This window comes from Kitasatospora sp. NPDC057223, assembly GCF_042669755.1.
GTDB lineage: Bacteria > Actinomycetota > Actinomycetes > Streptomycetales > Streptomycetaceae > Kitasatospora.
This window is the reverse complement of sequence record NZ_JBHUWW010000008.1, coordinates 112211-129137: the sequence shown is the minus strand read 5'-3', so window position 1 is coordinate 129137 and position 16927 is coordinate 112211. Positions and strand designations below refer to the sequence as shown.

Here is a 16927-nt window from a genome sequence, read left to right as displayed (position 1 = left end):
GCCCGGCCGCGGTGGCGGCCGGGCCCTGCGGGTGCGCGGTTCAGCGGCCGAGCAGGCCGCGGATCGCGAGGCGGTCGACGTTGCTCATCGCGCGGACCAGCTTCGGGGTGAGGAGGACCATCACGAACCCGATCGCGGACAGCGCGGCGATCTGGGCCGGCGACTCGACGAAGTACTGGTGGTGCACGCCGTCCTTGGTGAAGTCGAAGACCTGGTAGCCGGGCCACGGCGTCCAGCGGGCGAAGACCCAGTGGTAGAGCGGGTAGGCGGCGACCACCCAGCCGGTGACCAGGAAGGTCAGCGTCAGCACGAAGCTGAGGATCGCCCACGGGAACATCACCACCTGGTACAGCACGGCCTTCCAGCCCGCCGGGTCGGTCAGGCGGGCGGTGGTGCCCGCCCAGAAGCCCTTCCGGGCCGGGCGGACGGGCTCCGGGGCCTCGACGTCCAGGGCGAGCATGCTCCGGGCCCGGGCCCGCTGGAGCGCCCCGAACCCGCGCGCCCCGCCCAGCAGCGCCGCCAGCACCGGCAGTCCGAGGGCGGTGACCAGGGTGCCGAGACCGAGGTTGAACAGGACGACGGCGAAGACGAACCCGGCGATCGCGACCGGGAGCCCGCTCAGCGCGAAGCCGACCTCGTGGAAGTAGGCGCGGCTGAACGGCGCCCGCCAGAAGCCGGCCGCCGGTGCGTCGTGGCGGACCGGCCGGCGGGTGGCGTACTCGTCGTGCCCGCCGTACTGGCTGTCCTGGCTGCGCTGCACGGTGCTGGTCATGGCCGCTTCCGTCCCCGTCGTGTCGTGTGCGGTGTCCTGCTGACCACTCCACGATGGCGGACGGGGCGGTCGGCGGGTATCCGGCCCACCGGCGGGTCCTGGGTGGGGTTAACCCCCCGTCACCCGGCGGGCGGCGTCCACTCGTCCTCCAGCAGCGAGTACTGCAGGGCGTCGTGCCAGGCGCCGCGCAGGTGGAGGTCGTGCCGGATCCGGCCCTCCAGCTGGAACCCGGCCCTGGTGAGCACCCGGGAGGAGGCGGTGTTGGCCGGGTCGACCCGGGCGGCGAGCCGGTGCAGGCCGAGGGTGGCGAAGCCGAGCCCGCAGAGCAGCTGGGTGACCTCGCCCGCGTACCCGTGGCCCCAGGTGTCGCGCCGCAGCGCGTACCCGAGGAACCCGGCGCGCTGCGGCTCGACGCCGAGGACGGCGTTGCCGATCGGCGCGGAGTCCTCGCCGTCCTCGTGCCGGACGACGGCGAGGCGGTAGGTGGTGCGCGGGACCTTCTCCGCCTCTTCGAGGTAGAGCTCGATCTGGTCGGCGCAGGTCTCCCGGTCACGCGGCTCGAACGGGAGGTAGCGCGCCGTCTCGGCGTCCCCGAACACGGCGTGCAGCGCGTCGACGTCGCCGGGGGTGTGGTGGAACTCGCGGATGAGCAGGCGCGGGCCGGTGAGCAGTACGGGGACCATGTCTGCCAACGGTACAGCGGCTACGGTACGTCACATGGACCACGATGACCTGCGGCTCACTCCCCGTACCCGGACCGCCGAACTCCTCGCCTGGGCGGCGGCCGAGGGCCGCGAGCCGGTGGCCGAGGGCCCGCTGCGGGCGGTCCTGGCGCTGCTGGAGCTGGGCGGCGCCAGGTTGCACGACGGCTGGCCGGAGCTGACCTCGGCGGCGGTCGAACACCTGCTGTACGAGCGGCTCTACCTGTACGTCCAGCCCGCCCCCGGCGAGGACCCGCTGGCCTACGGCGCCGCCGTCGAGCTGCTGATCGACCATCAGCGGGCCGCCAAGCGGCTCAACGCCAAGCGCTACGAGCGGCTCCAGGCCGAGGCCCGCTGGCAGGGCGAGGTCGCGGCCGGCCTGCTGCACCGGGCCGATCTGGTGACCTGGCCCCGGCTCTACACCCTGCTGCTGCGCGCGGACGGCGTGGACGAGCACGACCCGGAGGCCGTCCGCGGCTGGCTCGACTGGTTCCGCGACCTGACCCCGGAGGACCGGGTGGCCGTGTACGAGGCCCTGGAGGACACCGGCACCCTCGACCGGGTGGACGTCGACGGCGGCTGGGGCCCGGCCCGGATGCTCTCCGTGGCGATGGCCACCGACGGCGCCCGGCTGATGCTGGAGAACGGCCTGATGCAGCGCAGCTACCGCAACCTGGCGGACGCCAACGCCCTGGGCCTGCCGATGCCGGCCGAGCTCGCCGGCGACCCGGCCTCGTTCGAGGCGGCGGTGGTGGCCGAGGCGTTGGAGCTGTTCGGCGGGTGGACGGTGCCCGGCCTGCCGGAACTCCTGGCCACCGAGTACCTGGACCTCGCCCCGGAGCCGGGCCAGGACGAGATCGACGCCTACCTGGCGCAGTTCCCACCGGAGGAGGAAGCCGTGGAGGAAACCGTGGAGGAACAAGCGGCCGGGCAGGAGCCGCAGGACTGACGGGCCGCCCCGCCCCGGCGGCGGCCGGGGCGGGCGGCAGCCGTCAGGGGTTGACGCCGCGCTGCTCGAACCAGGTCTCCGGGTCGACGGGGGCGCCGCCGTCGGGGCGGACCTCGACGTGCAGGTGCGGGCCGGTCACGTTGCCGGTGGCGCCGACCCGGCCGATCTGCTGACCGGGAACGATCTTGCCGGAGGCGCGGAGGATCGCGGAGAGGTGGCAGTACCAGATCTCGGTGCCGTCGGGCAGGGTCTGGATGATCCGGTAGCCGTACGAGCCGGACCAGCCGGCCGAGGTGATGCTGCCGGCGCCGACCGCGTACACGGGGGTGCCGGTGGAGGCGGCGAAGTCGAGGCCGGTGTGCAGGTGGGCCCAGTAGGAGGCGCTCTGGCCGTAGTGCGCGGAGAGGTGGTAGTCGCGCACCGGCAGCTGGACGGCGGCGAGCTTGGCCTTCTCGGCGGCCGCGGCGGCCCGGTCGGCCTCCTGCTGCTGGGCGGCGCGCTTGGTCTCGGCCTCCTTGGCGGCCTGAAGGCGGGCAGTCTCCTCGGCGGCGGTGCGCTGGCTGTCGGCCTGCAACTGGATGCGGGCGGCGAGCGCGAGACCGGGGTCGGCGGAGAGCACGGGGGTCTCGTCGGGCGAGGCGACGGCCGGTGCGGCGGCGGGGGTCGCGGAGGCGAAGCCGGTGGCGCCGAGGGTGGCGGCCATCGCGGTGACGCCGAGCAGCGGACCGGTGCCGCGGGACTGACGGGGCATCCGGTGGCGGTTGGCGTCGGCGGGCTGGTGGGCGGCCGCGCCGTCGGGGGCCGCGCCGTACGTGCCGCCGTGGGCCGGGGGCCACGGGTGGTCGAGCAGCTGGGTGCCGGCCTGGGAGCCGGACGGGTATGCCGGAGAGTGCGTCGACGCCACGGAGGCGCGCTCCTTTCCTTCCTTCGCGCCTACCGGGTTAGCTGACGGGTTCGGAGCAGGAAGGTCTCCTACGGCCGGGCCTGGGCCTGGCCGATTCACCCCAAGGAACGGTGGTTCCCCGGCTCCCCGACACGCCCCACAGGGCGGGTCTTGGGGATTAGGCGCAGGCGCACGGTGCCGTTGGTACGGCGTTGCCGACCGCGCTGCGTTATCAAACGTTAATCCTAGGAGCCCCTGATTCCAAGCCATTCGTGGTGCGGAGTCACATTTCTAAGGGTCAAAATGGGCGGTTTGGCATGGTTCTCATCGGTCGGCACTACGGATCGTGAGCATCTGTCGACGAACAGCTCTCGAATCTGAGTACTCGTACTCATGTGCGGCGCACGACAGTTGGCCATCCTGACGACATGAGCACCCCGATGCAGTCGCGTACCACGGCGGCGTACTACGCCCAGGCCGTGCTGTCCTTCGCCCTCTCCGCCACGGCCCTCGCGGTCGGGATCGCCTACCTGCCGGTCAGCTCCTGGATGAGGGCCTTCCTCGCCGTCGGCCTGCTGTACACGGTCACCTCCTCGTTCACCCTGGCCAAGGTGATCAGGGACCGGCAGGAGAGCACCGAGATCGTCACCCGGGTCGACCAGGCGCGGCTGGAGAAGCTGCTGGCGGAGCACGACCCGTTCAGGGTCGAGGGAATCTGACGGCCGAATCGGCGCGCCGTCGCGGGCATCCCTTGACGGCTAAGGCTATTAGCCTTAGCTTTATGGCTATCGGCAGGTCGCCGACAGCACCGCCAAGGCAAGGCCCAGGCCAAGGAGGCCCGCGATGTCCCAGACCACCGCTCCCGCCACCCAGTACCTCGACGTCCCCGGCGGCCGGCTCGCCTTCGACGACACCGGGCACGGCACCGGCGCCCCCGTCCTGCTGCTGCCCGGCATGATGGTCCCGCGCAGCGTCTACCGGGACGTCCGCCCGCTGCTGGCCGCGGCGGGCCACCGGGTGATCACCCTGGACGTGCGCGGCTTCGGCGACTCCTCGATCGCCTGGGACGACTACTCCCCCGCCGCGCTCGCCGACGACGCCCTGGCCCTGCTCGACCACCTCGGCATCGAGCGCGCCGTCCTGGCCGGCCACTCCTACACCGGGGCCACCGTGGTGAGGCTCGCCGGGCTGGCCCCCGAGCGGGTCGCCGGGATCGCCCTGCTCGCCGCCTTCGTCGAGAGCCCCGCGCCGAACGCCGTCATGAAGGTCCTGATGAAGGTGATGGGCGCGGCCTTCGTGCACCTGCCCAGCACCTGGGGGATGTACCAGAAGCTGGCCTTCCCGACCAAGCCCGCCGGCTTCGAGGAGTACCGCGCCGGGCTGGTCGCCGCCCTGCGCACCCCCGGCCGCAAGCAGGCCACCCGCGGCTACGTCACCGGCGACTCCGCGCCGGTCGGCTGGAGCGCCGCCGTGACCTGCCCGGCACTCGTCGTGATGGGCGGCAAGGACCCCGACTTCCCCAGGCCCGAGCTGGTCGCCGACCGCCAGGCCGCCGCGCTGCACGCCCGTAAGGTGATCGTCGAGGGCGCCGGGCACTACCTGATGGTGGAGCGTCCGCAGGCCACCGCCGACGCCCTGCTCGGCTTCCTCGCCGACCTCGCCTGAGCCCCCTCACCACCCCGCAGCGGAGACCCCCATGCCACGCGTCGGACTGACCCCGGACAGCGTCGTCACCCACGCCCTCGGCCTGATCGACGAGCAGGGCCCCGATGCCCTGACCCTGGCCGCCGTCGCCGCCCGGGCGGGCGTCGCGACCCCCTCCCTCTACAAGCACGTCGCCGGCGGCCTCGCCGAACTGCGCCGCCTGGTCGCCGTCCGGGTCACCGAGGAGCTCGGCGCCCGGCTCGCCCGCGCCGCCCTCGGGCGCAGCGGCGACGAGGCGGTCGAGGCGGTCCTCCGCGCCTACCACGCGTACGCCACGGAGTACCCGCACCGCTACAGCTCGCTGCCGCAGGCCCCGCAGCCCGACGACGAGCTGACCCGGGCGGCGGCCGAGCTGGTCGGCGTGATCGTCGCGGTGCTGCACGACTACGGGCTGCCGGACCGGGAGGTGATCCACGCGGCCCGGACGGTGCGCTCGGTGGCGCACGGTTTCGCCTCGCTGTCGATCGCGGGCGCGTTCCAGCTGGCCGAGGACCCCGCGGTGACCCAGGCGCGGCTGATCGGGATGCTGACCGGCGGCCTGCGGGCCTGGCCGAAGGCCGCCGCGCCGGAGGGCTGAGCCCGGCGGCGGATCCGCGGGCCGCCCCGGCCTGCGTCCGGCGCCGTGGGCCCCGCGTCCTGCCAGGACCGAACACCCGTATGGCGTTAGATTGACTGCTCCAACGGGTGGTCAGCACGGGTGACCTCCCGACCCCGGGGGAGGTCGAGGTGTCCGCACCGAAGGAGGCAGCCGGACACCGGCCGGGCCGGGGGCGCTGGTCCCGCGTGCTGCGCCGGGGCCCGTTCGGCCGCTGGGGCAACCGCCTGCTGGACGGTGACCCGGGCGCGGAGCGGGACGCGCTGCTCCTGCTGCTGGTGTCGGCCGCCCTGTTCAGCACGATGTCCATCGCACTGCCCGGTAGCTGGCCGCCGTCCTCGCTCGTCCTCCCGCTGGTGGCCGGCTGCACGGTGCTGCGGACGGGCCGCCAGCTGGTGCTGACCTCCGCCGTCCTGGCCGGCAGCCTGCTCAGCGGCCTGCTGGCGGAGCCGCACGGGGTGCGGGTGGCGGTCACCGCGGTGCTGGCCTGCACCGCCGGCTTCGGCCTGCTGACCTCGCGGTTCCGCAACCGGCTCGGCCTGCGCGGGCTGCGCGGCGACTCGATGCTGCTGGAGCTGGCCGAGCACACCCGGGCGCTGGGCCGGCTGCCGGACCGGCTGCTGGACTGGCACTTCGACCGGGCCCTCGCGCCGGTCGGCGGCAACTCGTTCTCCGGCGACTTCCTGCTCTGCTCGCACCGGCCCGACCAGGATCTGCTGGAGGTCGTCCTGGTGGACGTCTCCGGCAAGGGCAGCCGGGCCGCCGCGCGCTCGATGCACCTCTCGGGCGCGTTCGCGATGCTGCTCGGCTCGGTACCGGCGGAGGCCTTCCTGCCCGCCGCGAACGACTACCTGGTCGGGCTGGGCTGGGAGGACGAGTTCGCCACGGCCGTCCACCTGGCACTGCGGCCGGCCAGCGGGCACTACCGGCTGTTCAACGCCGGTCACCCGCCGCCCGCGCACTACACCCCGGCGCGCGGCGGCAGCTGGCTGCTCGGCGGCGAGGGCGGGCCCGCGCTCGGGCTGCTGGCCGGCAGTCCCTATCCGGAGACGCACGGACGGCTGGCCCTCGGTGACTCGCTGCTGCTGTACAGCGACGGGCTGGTGGAGGTGCCCGGCCAGGACATCGACACCGGGATAGGGCGGTTGCTGACCGCGGCCGAGCCGGTGCTGCGGCTGCCGCGCGCGGACGGCAGCCCGGCGGGGCGGCTGCTGCGGGCGGTGGCCAGGGACGTGCCCGACGACCGGACTCTCGTCATGGTCCGGCGTCTCGGACCACCATTCCACCCCTGAGCAAATAGGATAAACAATTACGTATGCCATAAGCCCGCACCCCTCGCAGAACGGAAAGGCCGGGTAGCCCGATGGACCTGACCTCCCCGTGGTTCCCTCCCTCCCCGCCGGCCGCCGGCGAGAACGGGACCCCCCTCGCCGCCACCGGCACCCGCAGTGCCATGCGCTGCGTCCGGCTGCTGCTGCAGTGCTCCAGCGCGGGCGAGCTGCTCGGCACCGTCCTCGCCGAGGGCCCGGCCTGGATCACCGGCGAGGGCAGCGCCCTCTACCTGCTCGATCCCGCCGGCATGCTCCGGCTGACCGCCTCCCACGGCCTGCCCGACTGGGCGCACGAGCGCTACGGCACCGTCGACGCCGACAGCGACCTGCCCGCCGCGATGGCCCTGCGGCTGCGCCGCCCCTACCTGCTCAGCCCCGAGCGCACCAGCATCGACTACCCCAACCGCAACACCGGCATGGGCACCGGCATGGTCGCCCTGGTGGCGCTGCCGATGATCGTGGACGAGCAGCCGGTCGGCACCCTCGCCCTCGCCCTCGCGCACCGCGGCACCGTGCCCCGGCGCGACCTGGACGTCCTGGAGACGATCGGCGCCGCCTGCGCCCACCGGCTCTCCCACCTGCTGGACCACGTGCACGCGAGCACCGGGGCCCCGAAGGGCGTCCGCACCCACACCCCCGCCGGCAATCCCGCGCCGCTCGCGCACCCGCTGCTCTCGCTCGCCGTCCACGCGGCCGGCGCGGGCGCCTTCGAACGCGACCTGGTCACCGGCGAGACGTTCTGGGACGCCCAGGCGTACCGGGTGGTCGGCCTGCCGCCGCCGCCCGAGGGCAGTGCCGCCGAGGCCCCCGACCTGAGCCGCCTGGTCCACCCCGAGGACCTGCCGGACGTCCAGGCCGGGCTGGCCGAGGCGCTGTCCGACGGCGGCCCCTACCGGCTCGCGTACCGGGTGCTGCGCCGGGGCGGCGGCGTCATCCGGGTCGGCGAGAGCGGTGAGGTGATGCTCGACGTCCACGGCCGCCCCGTCCGGATCGCCGGCCTGCTCGCCGACCGCGACCGGACCGGCGCCGAGGACCGGCCCGACACCGCCGAGGACGCGGACGCCGACGCCGACGCCCCGCCGCTCGGCGCCCGCTCCGCGCTGCTGCTCGCGCTGACCCGCACGCTCTCCCGCGCGGTCACCGTCCGGGACGTCACCACCGCGATGACCGACGTGGCCGGCCCCGCCCTGGGCGCCGCCAGCCTGGTGCTCGACCTGGTGGACGAGGGCCGGCTGCTGCCCGTCTCGCACACCGTCTACGGCGGCCCGCGGCGCACCGAGCTGAACCGGCTGGCCACCCTGTCCGAGGGCGTCATGCAGCACTCGCTGGCCCGCTCCACCCCGCTGTTCAGCGAGCCCGGCCGCGGCGGGAACGGCGGCGGCCGGGACGGCGCGAGCCCGCTCACCCCGCCCGCCTGGGCCGTCCTGCCGCTGATCGCCTCCGGCCGGCAGGTGGGCTCCTGCCTGATCACCTTCGCCACCGAACGCGGCTTCAGCCGCGACGACCGCACCCTGTACTCGGCCTTCGCCGGCATCCTCGCGCAGTCCCTGGAACGGGCCCGGCTGTACGACACCCACCACCACCGGGCCACCGAACTCCAGCGCGCGATGCTGCCCCGCACGCTGCCCGCCATCCCCGGCGTCACCGCCGCCGCCCGCTACCTGCCCAGCACCGAGGGCATGCAGATCGGCGGCGACTGGTACGACCTGATCCGGCTGCCGGACGGCAAGGTCGGGCTGGTCATCGGCGACGTCCAGGGCCACAACGCCGAGGCCACGGCGGTGATGGGCCAGCTCCGCAGCGGCCTGCGCGCGTACGCCACCGACGGGCACGACCCCGCGGCCACCCTCACCCGGACCAGCCGGCTGCTCGCCGAGCTCGACACCGACCTGTTCGCCACCTGCCTCTACCTCACCCTCGACCCCGCCGACGGCACGCTGCGCGCGGCCCGCGCCGGGCATCCGCCGCCGGTGCGGATCAGCGGCGCGCAGGCCACCGAACTCGACCTGCCCGGCGGGCCGCCGCTCGGCGTCGACCCGGGTGCCCCGTACCGGCTGACCACCGGGCACCTGGCGGCCGGCGAGTCCCTGCTCGTCTACACCGACGGCCTGGTCGAGGACCGCGAGGAGGACTACGACGAGTCGGTGCACCGGATGCTCGGCGGCCTGGAGCTGTGGGCCCGCCAGACCGGCCCCGTCCAGGGCGCGTCCGGCGCGGAACTGGAGCGGCTCGCCGACCTGCTGACCCTCAACGTGACGGAACGGCGCTCCCGCCCCGACGACGTGGCGCTGCTGCTGCTGCACCGCACCGGGGCCGCCGGAAACTGATACCGGCCTGAACCCTCACTGAACCCGCCCTGAACCGGCCCGGGCCGGGACCGGCCCCACCCGCGGGCGAGCGCCCGCCCGCGCACGCCGCCGCACCCGCCCGCGCGCACCGCCCCGTTCACGCCCCGGCGCCTGGAACCGCCCGCCCCGCCTGGCTAGCCTCGGCCCGAGCACCGCCGGAAGGGGCACGCGGATGACAGGCACGGCAGCGCCCCACGGCGCCGGGTTCCACGTCCGGCCGGACGAACTGCGGGCCGCCGGGGACAGCGCCCGGCGGACGGCCGAACTCCTGCCGCCCGCCGCCCGGCCCCTGCTGGAGGCGGCCGACCGGGCCGAGAACGCCCTCGCCGGCTGGGCCACCGCCGCCGGGCTCGGCGGCTGCGCCGACTCCTGGCGGGCCCTGCTCGGCGCACTCGGCGCCGAACTGGACCGGCAGGGCGGCAACCTGCTGGCCACCGCCGCCAACTACCGGGACTGCGACACGGCCGCCGCTGCGGCCGCCCGCCCGGCAGCCGGCCGCTGAGGGCCCCGGAGATGGACGTCCCCGCCCTGCGCGACGCCGACCCCGTCGAGCTGTACACCTGCGCCGACGCGTACGACCGGCTCGCGGACGAGTTCACCGCACACGCCCGGAGCTGGCAGGACACCGTCCACGCCCGGGTCCGCGACTCCGGCTGGACGGGCGGCGCCGCCGAGCGGGCCGAGGACGCCCTGAGCGCCACCACCGCCCGGCTGGGCGCCGCCCGGACCGAACTCGACCTGGTCGGTCCCGTCCTGCGGGAGGGCGCCGAGGCCTTCCTGCTCGCGCAGTCCCAGCTCCGGCAGGCCCTGACCGAGGCCGCCGGCCACGGCGGCACGGTCGCCGACGACGGCTCCGTCTCCTGGCCGCCCCCGCCGGCGGCCGACCGGCACGACCCCGACGCGGCCCTGCTCACCGCCGCCGGCCGCGACCTGCGCCGCCGAATCACCCGCGCCCTCGCCGACGCCGACCGCGCCGACCGCGCCGTGGCCGACCGGCTGCGCCGCTTCGCCGACCTCACCCGCACCGGCCCCGCACCGGCCCTCGCCGCCGCCGAACGCGCCCGCAGCGCCACCGCCCACGTGCTCGGCGCGGACCAGCCGCTCACCCTGGGCATGCCGGCCCCCGGCACGGCTCCGGCCGAGACCGCCGCCTGGTGGCGCCGGCTCACCGACGCGGGACGCGAGCGCCTGCTCGACCGCCACCCCGAACTGCTCGGCAACCTGGACGGCCTGCCCGCCGCCGTCCGCGACGCCGCCAACCGGCGCACGCTGCCCCGGCTGATCGCCCGGCTGGACGGCACGCTCCCGCGCACACCGCGCGAACAGGACCTGCTGGACGGCTTCCGGCGGATCCAGGACCGGCTGCGCGCGGAGGACGCCGCGGGCGGCGGACCCGTCCTCCTGCTGGCGCTCGCCGAGGAGGGCCAGGGCCGGGCCGCCCTCTCCTTCGGCGACCCGGACACCGCCGACGACGTGGCCGTCTACGTCCCGGGCCTGGGCACCCGACTCGGCGACGTGGGCGGCAAGGACGGCGACCGGGCCAAGACCCTGCTGGCCGCGGCCCGGGCCGCCGACCCCGCCCGCAGCACCGCCTCGGTCACCTGGCTCGGCTACGACGCCCCGCAGCTGGAGAGCGCCGGACCGGACGCCCTGGCGGTCGCCGGCACCACCCGGGCCGAGCAGGGCGGGGCCGGCTACCAGCGCTTCCTGCAGGGGCTGCGGGCCGGCCGCGCGGGCGCGCCCGCGCATCTCACCGCGCTCGGCCACAGCTACGGCTCGCTGACCGTGGGCCTGGCGGCGCAGCGCCCGGGCGGCATCCCGGCGGACGAGATCGTGCTGGTCGGCAGTCCGGGCACCGGCGCGCAGCGGGCAGCCGACCTGCGCGCCGACCCGGGGCACGTGTGGGTGGGCGCCGCCGAGCACGACCCGGTGACGCGCCTGCCGGGCCGGGCCGCGGCCGGCCGGGCGGGGCTCGGAGCGGGTGCCGGGCTGCTGCTCGCCAATCCGGCGGCGGTGGCGGCCGGGGCGGCGGCCGCCCGCTCGGTGGCCGCCGCCGACCCCGGCGAGCTGTGGTTCGGCCAGGACCCGGCGAGCCGGGAGTTCGGCGCCCGTCGCTTCGCGGTCGAGGACGGCGACTGGCAGCACGCGCACTCCGACTACTGGGGGCGGGACTCCGGGGGCGCCGGCGGGAGTTCGCTGGACAGTCTGGGGGCGATCGTCTCCGGGCACGGCGAACGGGTGCCGCGGCAGTCCCCGAGGTGAGCGGCGGCGGCCTTCGGGGAGAGCCGCGCCGGGCGCCTTGGCAGGATCAGCTCAGCTGACCCGGGATCCGTTCACATCATCGTAGGATCATCGCCCTAGAATTCGCGGCGTGACGATGACTCAGTGGTGCGAAGCAGCGATCGGCGTTCTGGCCGCCCTCTCGCTGGCAGCGGTCGCACGGTACCGGGCGGTCACTCGCACGCAGCGTCGCCGGCTCGCCGCCCAGCAACGCGAGATCGACTCGCTGCGCGAACAACTGCACGCCGAACTCGTCCACCGCGGCAGCGAGAACGCCGCCGTCGAGCAGGAGCAGGAACTCAACGCCTCCACCCAGCGGGCCTTCCTCAGCGTCGCCCGCCGCATCCTGGTGATGGCCCACGACCAGCAGGCCCTGCTGGACGAGATGGAACGCACCCACCACGACCCCGAACTGCTGGACGGTCTGCTCAAGGCCGACCACGCCGCCGCCCAACAGGCCCGGCTGGCCCAGACCCTGGCCGTCCTGTGCGGTGCACGGGCCGGCCGGCACTGGCCGGAGCCGGTCTCGCTGGAGGACGTGGTCCGCGGCGCCCAGTCCCGCATCCTGCCGTTCCAGCGGGTGGTCGTCCGCAGCCGGCTGGAGACCGCGGTGATCGGCGCCGCCGCCGAGGCACTGATCCACGCCGTCGCCGAACTCCTGGACAACGCCACCCGCTACTCGCCGCCCAGCACCCAGGTGTTCGTCACGCTGATGCCCGTCCACAACGGCGCCGTCATCGAGATCGACGACGGCGGCGTCGGCATGCCCGAGCAGTCCATCGCCAAGGCCGCCTCCGTCCTGGCCGGCGGCACCACCCTGGAGGTGTCCCGGCTCGGCGAGGTACCGCAGCTGGGCCTCGCGGCGGTCGGCCGGCTGGCCGAGCAGTACGGCTTCCGGGTGACCCTCAGCACCGCGCCCTCGCCGTACGGCGGCGTGCGGGTCGTGGTGCTGCTGCCCAACACCCTGCTCACCGATCCGCTGCCGCCGACCGTACCGACCCTCGGCGGGCCGGTACCGCCGCTCGGCCTCGGCGGCGGTCAGTCCGGCGGGCTCGGCGGCCTCGGCGGCGGCGTCTCCGGCAGCGGCGGCAAGGCCGCGCGGCACGCCGGCCCCGCCCGCCCGGCCGGCGCTCTCCCGTCCCACCAGAACGGCGAGGCCGCCCCGGGCGGCGGCACCCCGCCGCCGCTGCCCCGCCGCCGGCACCGCCGGGACAGCGTCGCCGACACGCCCCCGCCGCCCGCCCCCGGGCCGGTACCGCCCCGGTCCGCCTACCAGGCGCAGACCTTCATGGCGCTCTTCCAGGCCGGCACCGCGAACGGCCGCTCGGCCGCCCGCGAACAGTCCGGGGCGGACCACCAGCAGGACCGACCGCACCCTCACCAGCACTCCGGAGAATTCGATGACCACCAATCCTGACCTCGGCTGGCTGCTGACCGACATCATCACCGTCCCCGAGGTCCAGCACGCCGTCGTGGTGTCCAACGACGGGCTGGAGATCGGCCGCAGCGGCGCGATCCCCCGCGAGGACGCCGAGCGGCTGGCCGCCGCCTGCTCCGGCCTGCAGTCACTGGCCAGAGGCGTCGCCCAGGGCTTCGGCGGGCGGAACAGCAGCACCCGGCAGATCATCATCGAGTACGGCGGCGGCTACCTGTTCATCGTCGCGGCCGGGGCCGGCACCCACCTCGCGGTGGTGACCGGCGAGGCCGTCGACGCAGGGCTGGTCGCGTTCCAGATGCAGGTGCTGGTCGAGCGGATCGGCGCCCACCTCACCAGCCCGCCACGGGTCGACCACGCGGCGGGCGGCCTCCGGTGAGCAATCCCGTCCGGCCGTACGTGATCACCGGCGGCCGCAGTCGAACGAGCCGTGAGTCGCTGGCCCTGGAAAGCCTGCTGAGCGTCTCGCCCGACTGCCCCGAGTTACCCGCCGACAGTCTCAACCGGGAGCACCGGCGGATCCTGGCCCTCTGCCGCCGGCTGCTCTCGCTGGCCGAGGTCGCCGCCCACCTCGGCCTGTCCCTGGGCGTGGTCAAGGTGCTGGTCGGCGACCTCTGGGACCTCGGCGCCGTGCAGGTCCTCCCGCCCGCCCCGCAGGCCGAACGCCTGCCCGCAACCCTCCTGGAAGAGGTGCTCGTTGGCCTCCGCCAACTCCGCTGAGACCGCCCCCGGACCGGACGGCGCGGTGCCGGGCGACGAGCCCGACTACCTGCCCTCCACCGTGCAGGGCGCGGTGAAGATCCTGGTCACCGGCCCGTTCGGGGTCGGCAAGACCACCCTGGTCGGCTCCCTCAGCGAGATCACCCCGCTGCGCACCGAGGAGGTCATGACCATGGCCGGCTCCGGCGTGGACGACCTCGGCGGGCGCCCCGACAAGACCACCACGACCGTCGCCCTCGACTTCGGCCGGATCACGCTCAACCCCAGGCTCGCGCTCTACCTGTTCGGCACCCCCGGCCAGGAGCGCTTCCAGCCGCTCTGGGACGACCTGTCGCGCGGCGCGCTCGGCGCCGTCGCCCTGGTGGACCTGCGCCGGATCGACGAGAGCTTCGACGTCCTCGGCCGGCTGGAGGAGCAGCGCATTCCCTTCGCCGTGGCCGTCAACGTCTTCCCCGACAGCCCGAGTTACCCCGAGGATGAGCTGCGGGCCGCACTCGACCTGCTGCCCGGAGTGCCGATCCTGCACTGCGACGTCCGCGACCGCACGGCCGCGTACGACCTGCTGATCGACTTCGTCGGCCATCTGCACGCCACTGCCGTACTGGAGCTCCAGCCATGACGACTCCCGAGCCGGGCACGCTGTCGGCCGCCACCGCACCGCCGCAGCCCGCCCCCGGGGGCGCCCGGCCCGGGTGCCCGATCCGCGGCGGCGCACCGCTGTTCGGCGCGGCCGTGGCCGAGGACCCGCACGGCATGTACGCCCGGCTGCGCGAGCAGTACGGCCCGGTCGCACCGATCGAACTGGAGCCCGGCGTCGAGGCCTGGCTGGTGCTCGGCTACCCCGAACTGCTCGAACTCACCCGCAACGAACAGCTGTTCTCCAAGGACTCGCGCCGCTGGCGGGTGCCCGCCGAGGGCCGCCTGCGCCCCGACTCCCGGCTGCTGCCGATGACCGCCTGGCGCCCGACCCTGCTCAACCTGGACGGCGCGGAGCACCAGCGGCTGCGGGCCGCCGTCTCCGACACCCTCGCCCAGATCGACCAGCGCCGGCTGCGCGAGACCACCGAGGCCGCCGCCGACGCGCTCATCGACGACTGGGGGCCGGACGGCACCGCCGACCTGGTCGCCCAGTACGCCCGCCGGCTGCCGCTGCTCGTCTTCACCCAGCTGCTCGGCCTGCCCGCCGCCGCCGGCCCCCGGCTGATCGAACTGATCAGCCACTTCGTGGACAGCAGCGAGAAGTCCGTCCGGGCGAACGCCGAGTTCCAGGCGATCCTGGTCGAGCTGGTCCGCCGCTGCCGGGCCGAACCGGGCGCCGACCTCACCTCCTGGCTGCTCGCCCACCCGGCCGCGCTCACCGACGAGGAGGCCGTGCACCACCTGGTGGTGATCCTGGTCGCGGGCAACGAGACCGCCATCAACTGGACGGGCAACACGCTGCGGCTGCTGCTGACCGACCGGCGCTTCCGGGCCACCCTGAGCGGCGGCCGGCTCACCGTCGCCGACGCGCTGGAGGAGGTGCTCTGGCGCGACCCGCCGACCCAGAACTTCCCCGGCCGCTGGGCCACCGGCGACACCGTGCTCGGCGGCCAGTACATCACCGAGGGCGACATGCTCGTGCTCGGCCTCGCCGCCGCCAACGCCGACCCGGCGGCCCAGGGGCCGGTGAGCCCGCCGACCGGCTACGGCGCGGCCGCCGCCCGCGAGGGCAACGGCATGACCGGCAACCGCGCCCACCTCGCCTGGGGCGCCGGGAAGCACGTCTGTCCGGCGCAGCAGCCCGCCCGGCTGATCGTCGAGACCGCCGTCGAGACGCTGCTGCACCGCCTTCCCGACCTCCAGCTGGCCGTTCCCGCAGGGGAGCTGACCTGGCGTCCGTCGCCCTGGTCGCGAGCCCTGGTCAGCCTGCCGGTGCTCTACAGCGCCTTCACCCCGCCCCGCCCCGCCGCCACCGAGAGGCCCGTATGGACACCGCCGCCGCACCCCGCCCCGGGGGGCTCGCCCCCATCGTCCTCGACCCGTTCGGACGCGACCAGCACGCCGAGAACGCCCGCCTCCGCGACGCCGGGCCCGCGGTCCTGGTGGAACTCCCTGGCGGGGTGGTGGTCTGGGCGATAACCCGGCACGACACCCTCCAGCAGCTGCTGGCCGACCCCCGGGTCGGCAAGAACCCCCAGCTGTGGACGACCTTCACCGAGGGCCGGCTGCCGGAGGGCTGGCCGCTGCTCAACTTCGTCACCGTCCCCGGCATGATCACCGTGGACGGCGACGAGCACCGGCGACTGCGCTCGCTGGTCGTCCAGGCGTTCACCCCCCGCCGGATCGCCGAGCTGCAGCCCGCCATCGAGGGCCGCACCGCCGCCCTGCTCGACGAGGTGGCCCTGCTGGAGGGCGAGTTCGACCTGCGCGAGCACTTCGCCTACCCGCTGCCGATGCAGGTGATCGGCGAGCTGCTCGGCCTGCCCGCCAAGCAGCAGGACGAGCTGCACGAGCTGTCCAACACCCTGGTCAGCAGCTCGGCGACCCCGGAGGCGGCGCTCGGCGCGCAGCGCGGCCTGTTCGCCCTGCTGGCCTCGGTGGTGGCCGCCAAGCGTGCCGAACCCGGCGACGACCTCACCACCGACCTGATCGCCGCCCGCGAGGCCGACGACCGGCTGACCGAGCAGGAACTCGTCGGCACCCTGCTGCTGATGCTGGTCGCCGGGCACGAGACCACGCTCAACCTGATCACCAACGCCGTCCGCGCGCTGCTCGCCCACCCGGAGCAGCTGCGCCTCGTCCTCGACGGTGAGCAGCCCTGGTCGGCGGTGGTCGAGGAGACGCTGCGCTACGACTCCCCGGTCGGCCAGTTCCCGCTGCGGTACGCCGTCGAGGACATCGAGGTGGACGGCGTGCTGATCCGGCGCGGCGAGGCGCTGCTCGCCTCGTACGCCTCCGCCGGGCGCGACGGCGAGCACTACGAGAACGCGGACGCCTTCGACATCACCCGGCACGGCCGGCACCTCTCGCTCGGCCACGGCCCGCACTTCTGCCTGGGCGCCGGCCTGGCCCGGCTGGAGGCGGAGACCGCGCTGCGCGGTCTCTTCGGGCGCTTCCCGACGCTGGCGCTCGCCGACGGCCCGGCCCCGGAGCCGATCGGGTCCTTCGTGAGCAACAGCGTGCGGACCCTGCCCGTCCGGGTGGGCTGACCCCGCTCCCGCGCCGCCGGC

The 16927-nt window shown here is 75.2% G+C and carries 17 protein-coding genes and 1 riboswitch; of the genes, 14 read left to right on the top strand and 3 right to left on the bottom strand.

Annotated features, from left to right (window positions below):
* Nucleotides 1-40: 40 nt before the first annotated feature.
* Together ACFUK0_RS05800 and ACFUK0_RS05795 are read right to left on the bottom strand one after the other, a co-directional pair.
* Nucleotides 41-772, bottom strand: a complete 732-nt coding sequence (locus ACFUK0_RS05800) for a sensor domain-containing protein (protein WP_380246788.1) — start codon at nucleotides 770-772, stop codon at nucleotides 41-43.
* A 119-nt stretch (nucleotides 773-891) separates the two neighbouring features.
* Nucleotides 892-1455, bottom strand: a complete 564-nt coding sequence (locus ACFUK0_RS05795; RefSeq protein WP_380246787.1) for a GNAT family N-acetyltransferase — start codon at nucleotides 1453-1455, stop codon at nucleotides 892-894.
* 34 nt (nucleotides 1456-1489) lie between these two features.
* On the opposite strand from ACFUK0_RS05795, the gene ACFUK0_RS05790 reads away from it, so the two are divergent.
* Nucleotides 1490-2422, top strand: coding sequence for a hypothetical protein (locus tag ACFUK0_RS05790; RefSeq protein WP_380246786.1), 933 nt, complete (start codon nucleotides 1490-1492; stop codon nucleotides 2420-2422).
* Nucleotides 2423-2465: 43 nt separating this feature from the next.
* Here ACFUK0_RS05790 and ACFUK0_RS05785 read toward each other — a convergent pair whose 3' ends face one another.
* Nucleotides 2466-3326, bottom strand: a complete 861-nt coding sequence (locus ACFUK0_RS05785; protein ID WP_380246785.1) for a M23 family metallopeptidase — start codon at nucleotides 3324-3326, stop codon at nucleotides 2466-2468.
* A 12-nt stretch (nucleotides 3327-3338) separates the two neighbouring features.
* Nucleotides 3339-3500: riboswitch (cyclic di-AMP (ydaO/yuaA leader) on the bottom strand.
* 233 nt (nucleotides 3501-3733) lie between these two features.
* Here ACFUK0_RS05785 and ACFUK0_RS05780 point away from each other — a divergent pair.
* The 13 genes from ACFUK0_RS05780 (at nucleotide 3734) to ACFUK0_RS05720 (ending at nucleotide 16906) form a co-directional block, all read left to right on the top strand.
* Nucleotides 3734-4024: a YiaA/YiaB family inner membrane protein gene (locus ACFUK0_RS05780; protein ID WP_380246784.1), complete on the top strand. Its 291-nt coding sequence runs from the start codon at nucleotides 3734-3736 to the stop codon at nucleotides 4022-4024.
* Nucleotides 4025-4148: 124 nt separating this feature from the next.
* Nucleotides 4149-4970: an alpha/beta fold hydrolase gene (locus ACFUK0_RS05775; RefSeq protein ID WP_380246783.1), complete on the top strand. Its 822-nt coding sequence runs from the start codon at nucleotides 4149-4151 to the stop codon at nucleotides 4968-4970.
* Nucleotides 4971-5001: 31 nt separating this feature from the next.
* On the top strand, nucleotides 5002-5586 hold the full coding sequence (locus tag ACFUK0_RS05770) for a TetR/AcrR family transcriptional regulator (protein WP_380246782.1): 585 nt from the start codon (nucleotides 5002-5004) through the stop codon (nucleotides 5584-5586).
* Between the two features lie 149 nt (nucleotides 5587-5735).
* Nucleotides 5736-6896, top strand: coding sequence for a PP2C family protein-serine/threonine phosphatase (locus ACFUK0_RS05765; RefSeq protein ID WP_380246781.1), 1161 nt, complete (start codon nucleotides 5736-5738; stop codon nucleotides 6894-6896).
* A 71-nt stretch (nucleotides 6897-6967) separates the two neighbouring features.
* Nucleotides 6968-9262 (top strand): SpoIIE family protein phosphatase, encoded by a 2295-nt coding sequence (locus ACFUK0_RS05760; RefSeq protein ID WP_380246780.1) that lies wholly within the window; start codon nucleotides 6968-6970, stop codon nucleotides 9260-9262.
* Nucleotides 9263-9455: 193 nt separating this feature from the next.
* Nucleotides 9456-9785, top strand: coding sequence for a hypothetical protein (locus tag ACFUK0_RS05755; protein ID WP_380246779.1), 330 nt, complete (start codon nucleotides 9456-9458; stop codon nucleotides 9783-9785).
* Between the two features lie 11 nt (nucleotides 9786-9796).
* Entirely contained in the window at nucleotides 9797-11545 is a 1749-nt protein-coding gene (locus ACFUK0_RS05750) for an alpha/beta hydrolase (protein ID WP_380246778.1), read from the top strand.
* Between the two features lie 115 nt (nucleotides 11546-11660).
* Nucleotides 11661-12980 (top strand): ATP-binding protein, encoded by a 1320-nt coding sequence (locus tag ACFUK0_RS05745; RefSeq protein ID WP_380246796.1) that lies wholly within the window; start codon nucleotides 11661-11663, stop codon nucleotides 12978-12980.
* Nucleotides 12964-13377: a roadblock/LC7 domain-containing protein gene (locus ACFUK0_RS05740; protein WP_380246777.1), complete on the top strand. Its 414-nt coding sequence runs from the start codon at nucleotides 12964-12966 to the stop codon at nucleotides 13375-13377. The genes ACFUK0_RS05745 and ACFUK0_RS05740 overlap by 17 nt, the downstream gene beginning before the upstream one ends.
* On the top strand, nucleotides 13374-13718 hold the full coding sequence (locus tag ACFUK0_RS05735; protein ID WP_380246776.1) for a DUF742 domain-containing protein: 345 nt from the start codon (nucleotides 13374-13376) through the stop codon (nucleotides 13716-13718). Before ACFUK0_RS05740 ends, ACFUK0_RS05735 begins: the two co-directional genes overlap by 4 nt.
* Nucleotides 13696-14337, top strand: coding sequence for an ATP/GTP-binding protein (locus ACFUK0_RS05730; protein ID WP_380246775.1), 642 nt, complete (start codon nucleotides 13696-13698; stop codon nucleotides 14335-14337). The genes ACFUK0_RS05735 and ACFUK0_RS05730 overlap by 23 nt, the downstream gene beginning before the upstream one ends.
* Nucleotides 14334-15836 (top strand): cytochrome P450, encoded by a 1503-nt coding sequence (locus tag ACFUK0_RS05725; RefSeq protein WP_380246774.1) that lies wholly within the window; start codon nucleotides 14334-14336, stop codon nucleotides 15834-15836. Before ACFUK0_RS05730 ends, ACFUK0_RS05725 begins: the two co-directional genes overlap by 4 nt.
* Nucleotides 15800-16906 (top strand): cytochrome P450, encoded by a 1107-nt coding sequence (locus ACFUK0_RS05720; RefSeq protein WP_380246773.1) that lies wholly within the window; start codon nucleotides 15800-15802, stop codon nucleotides 16904-16906. The genes ACFUK0_RS05725 and ACFUK0_RS05720 overlap by 37 nt, the downstream gene beginning before the upstream one ends.
* The last annotated feature ends 21 nt before the right edge of the window (nucleotides 16907-16927 follow it).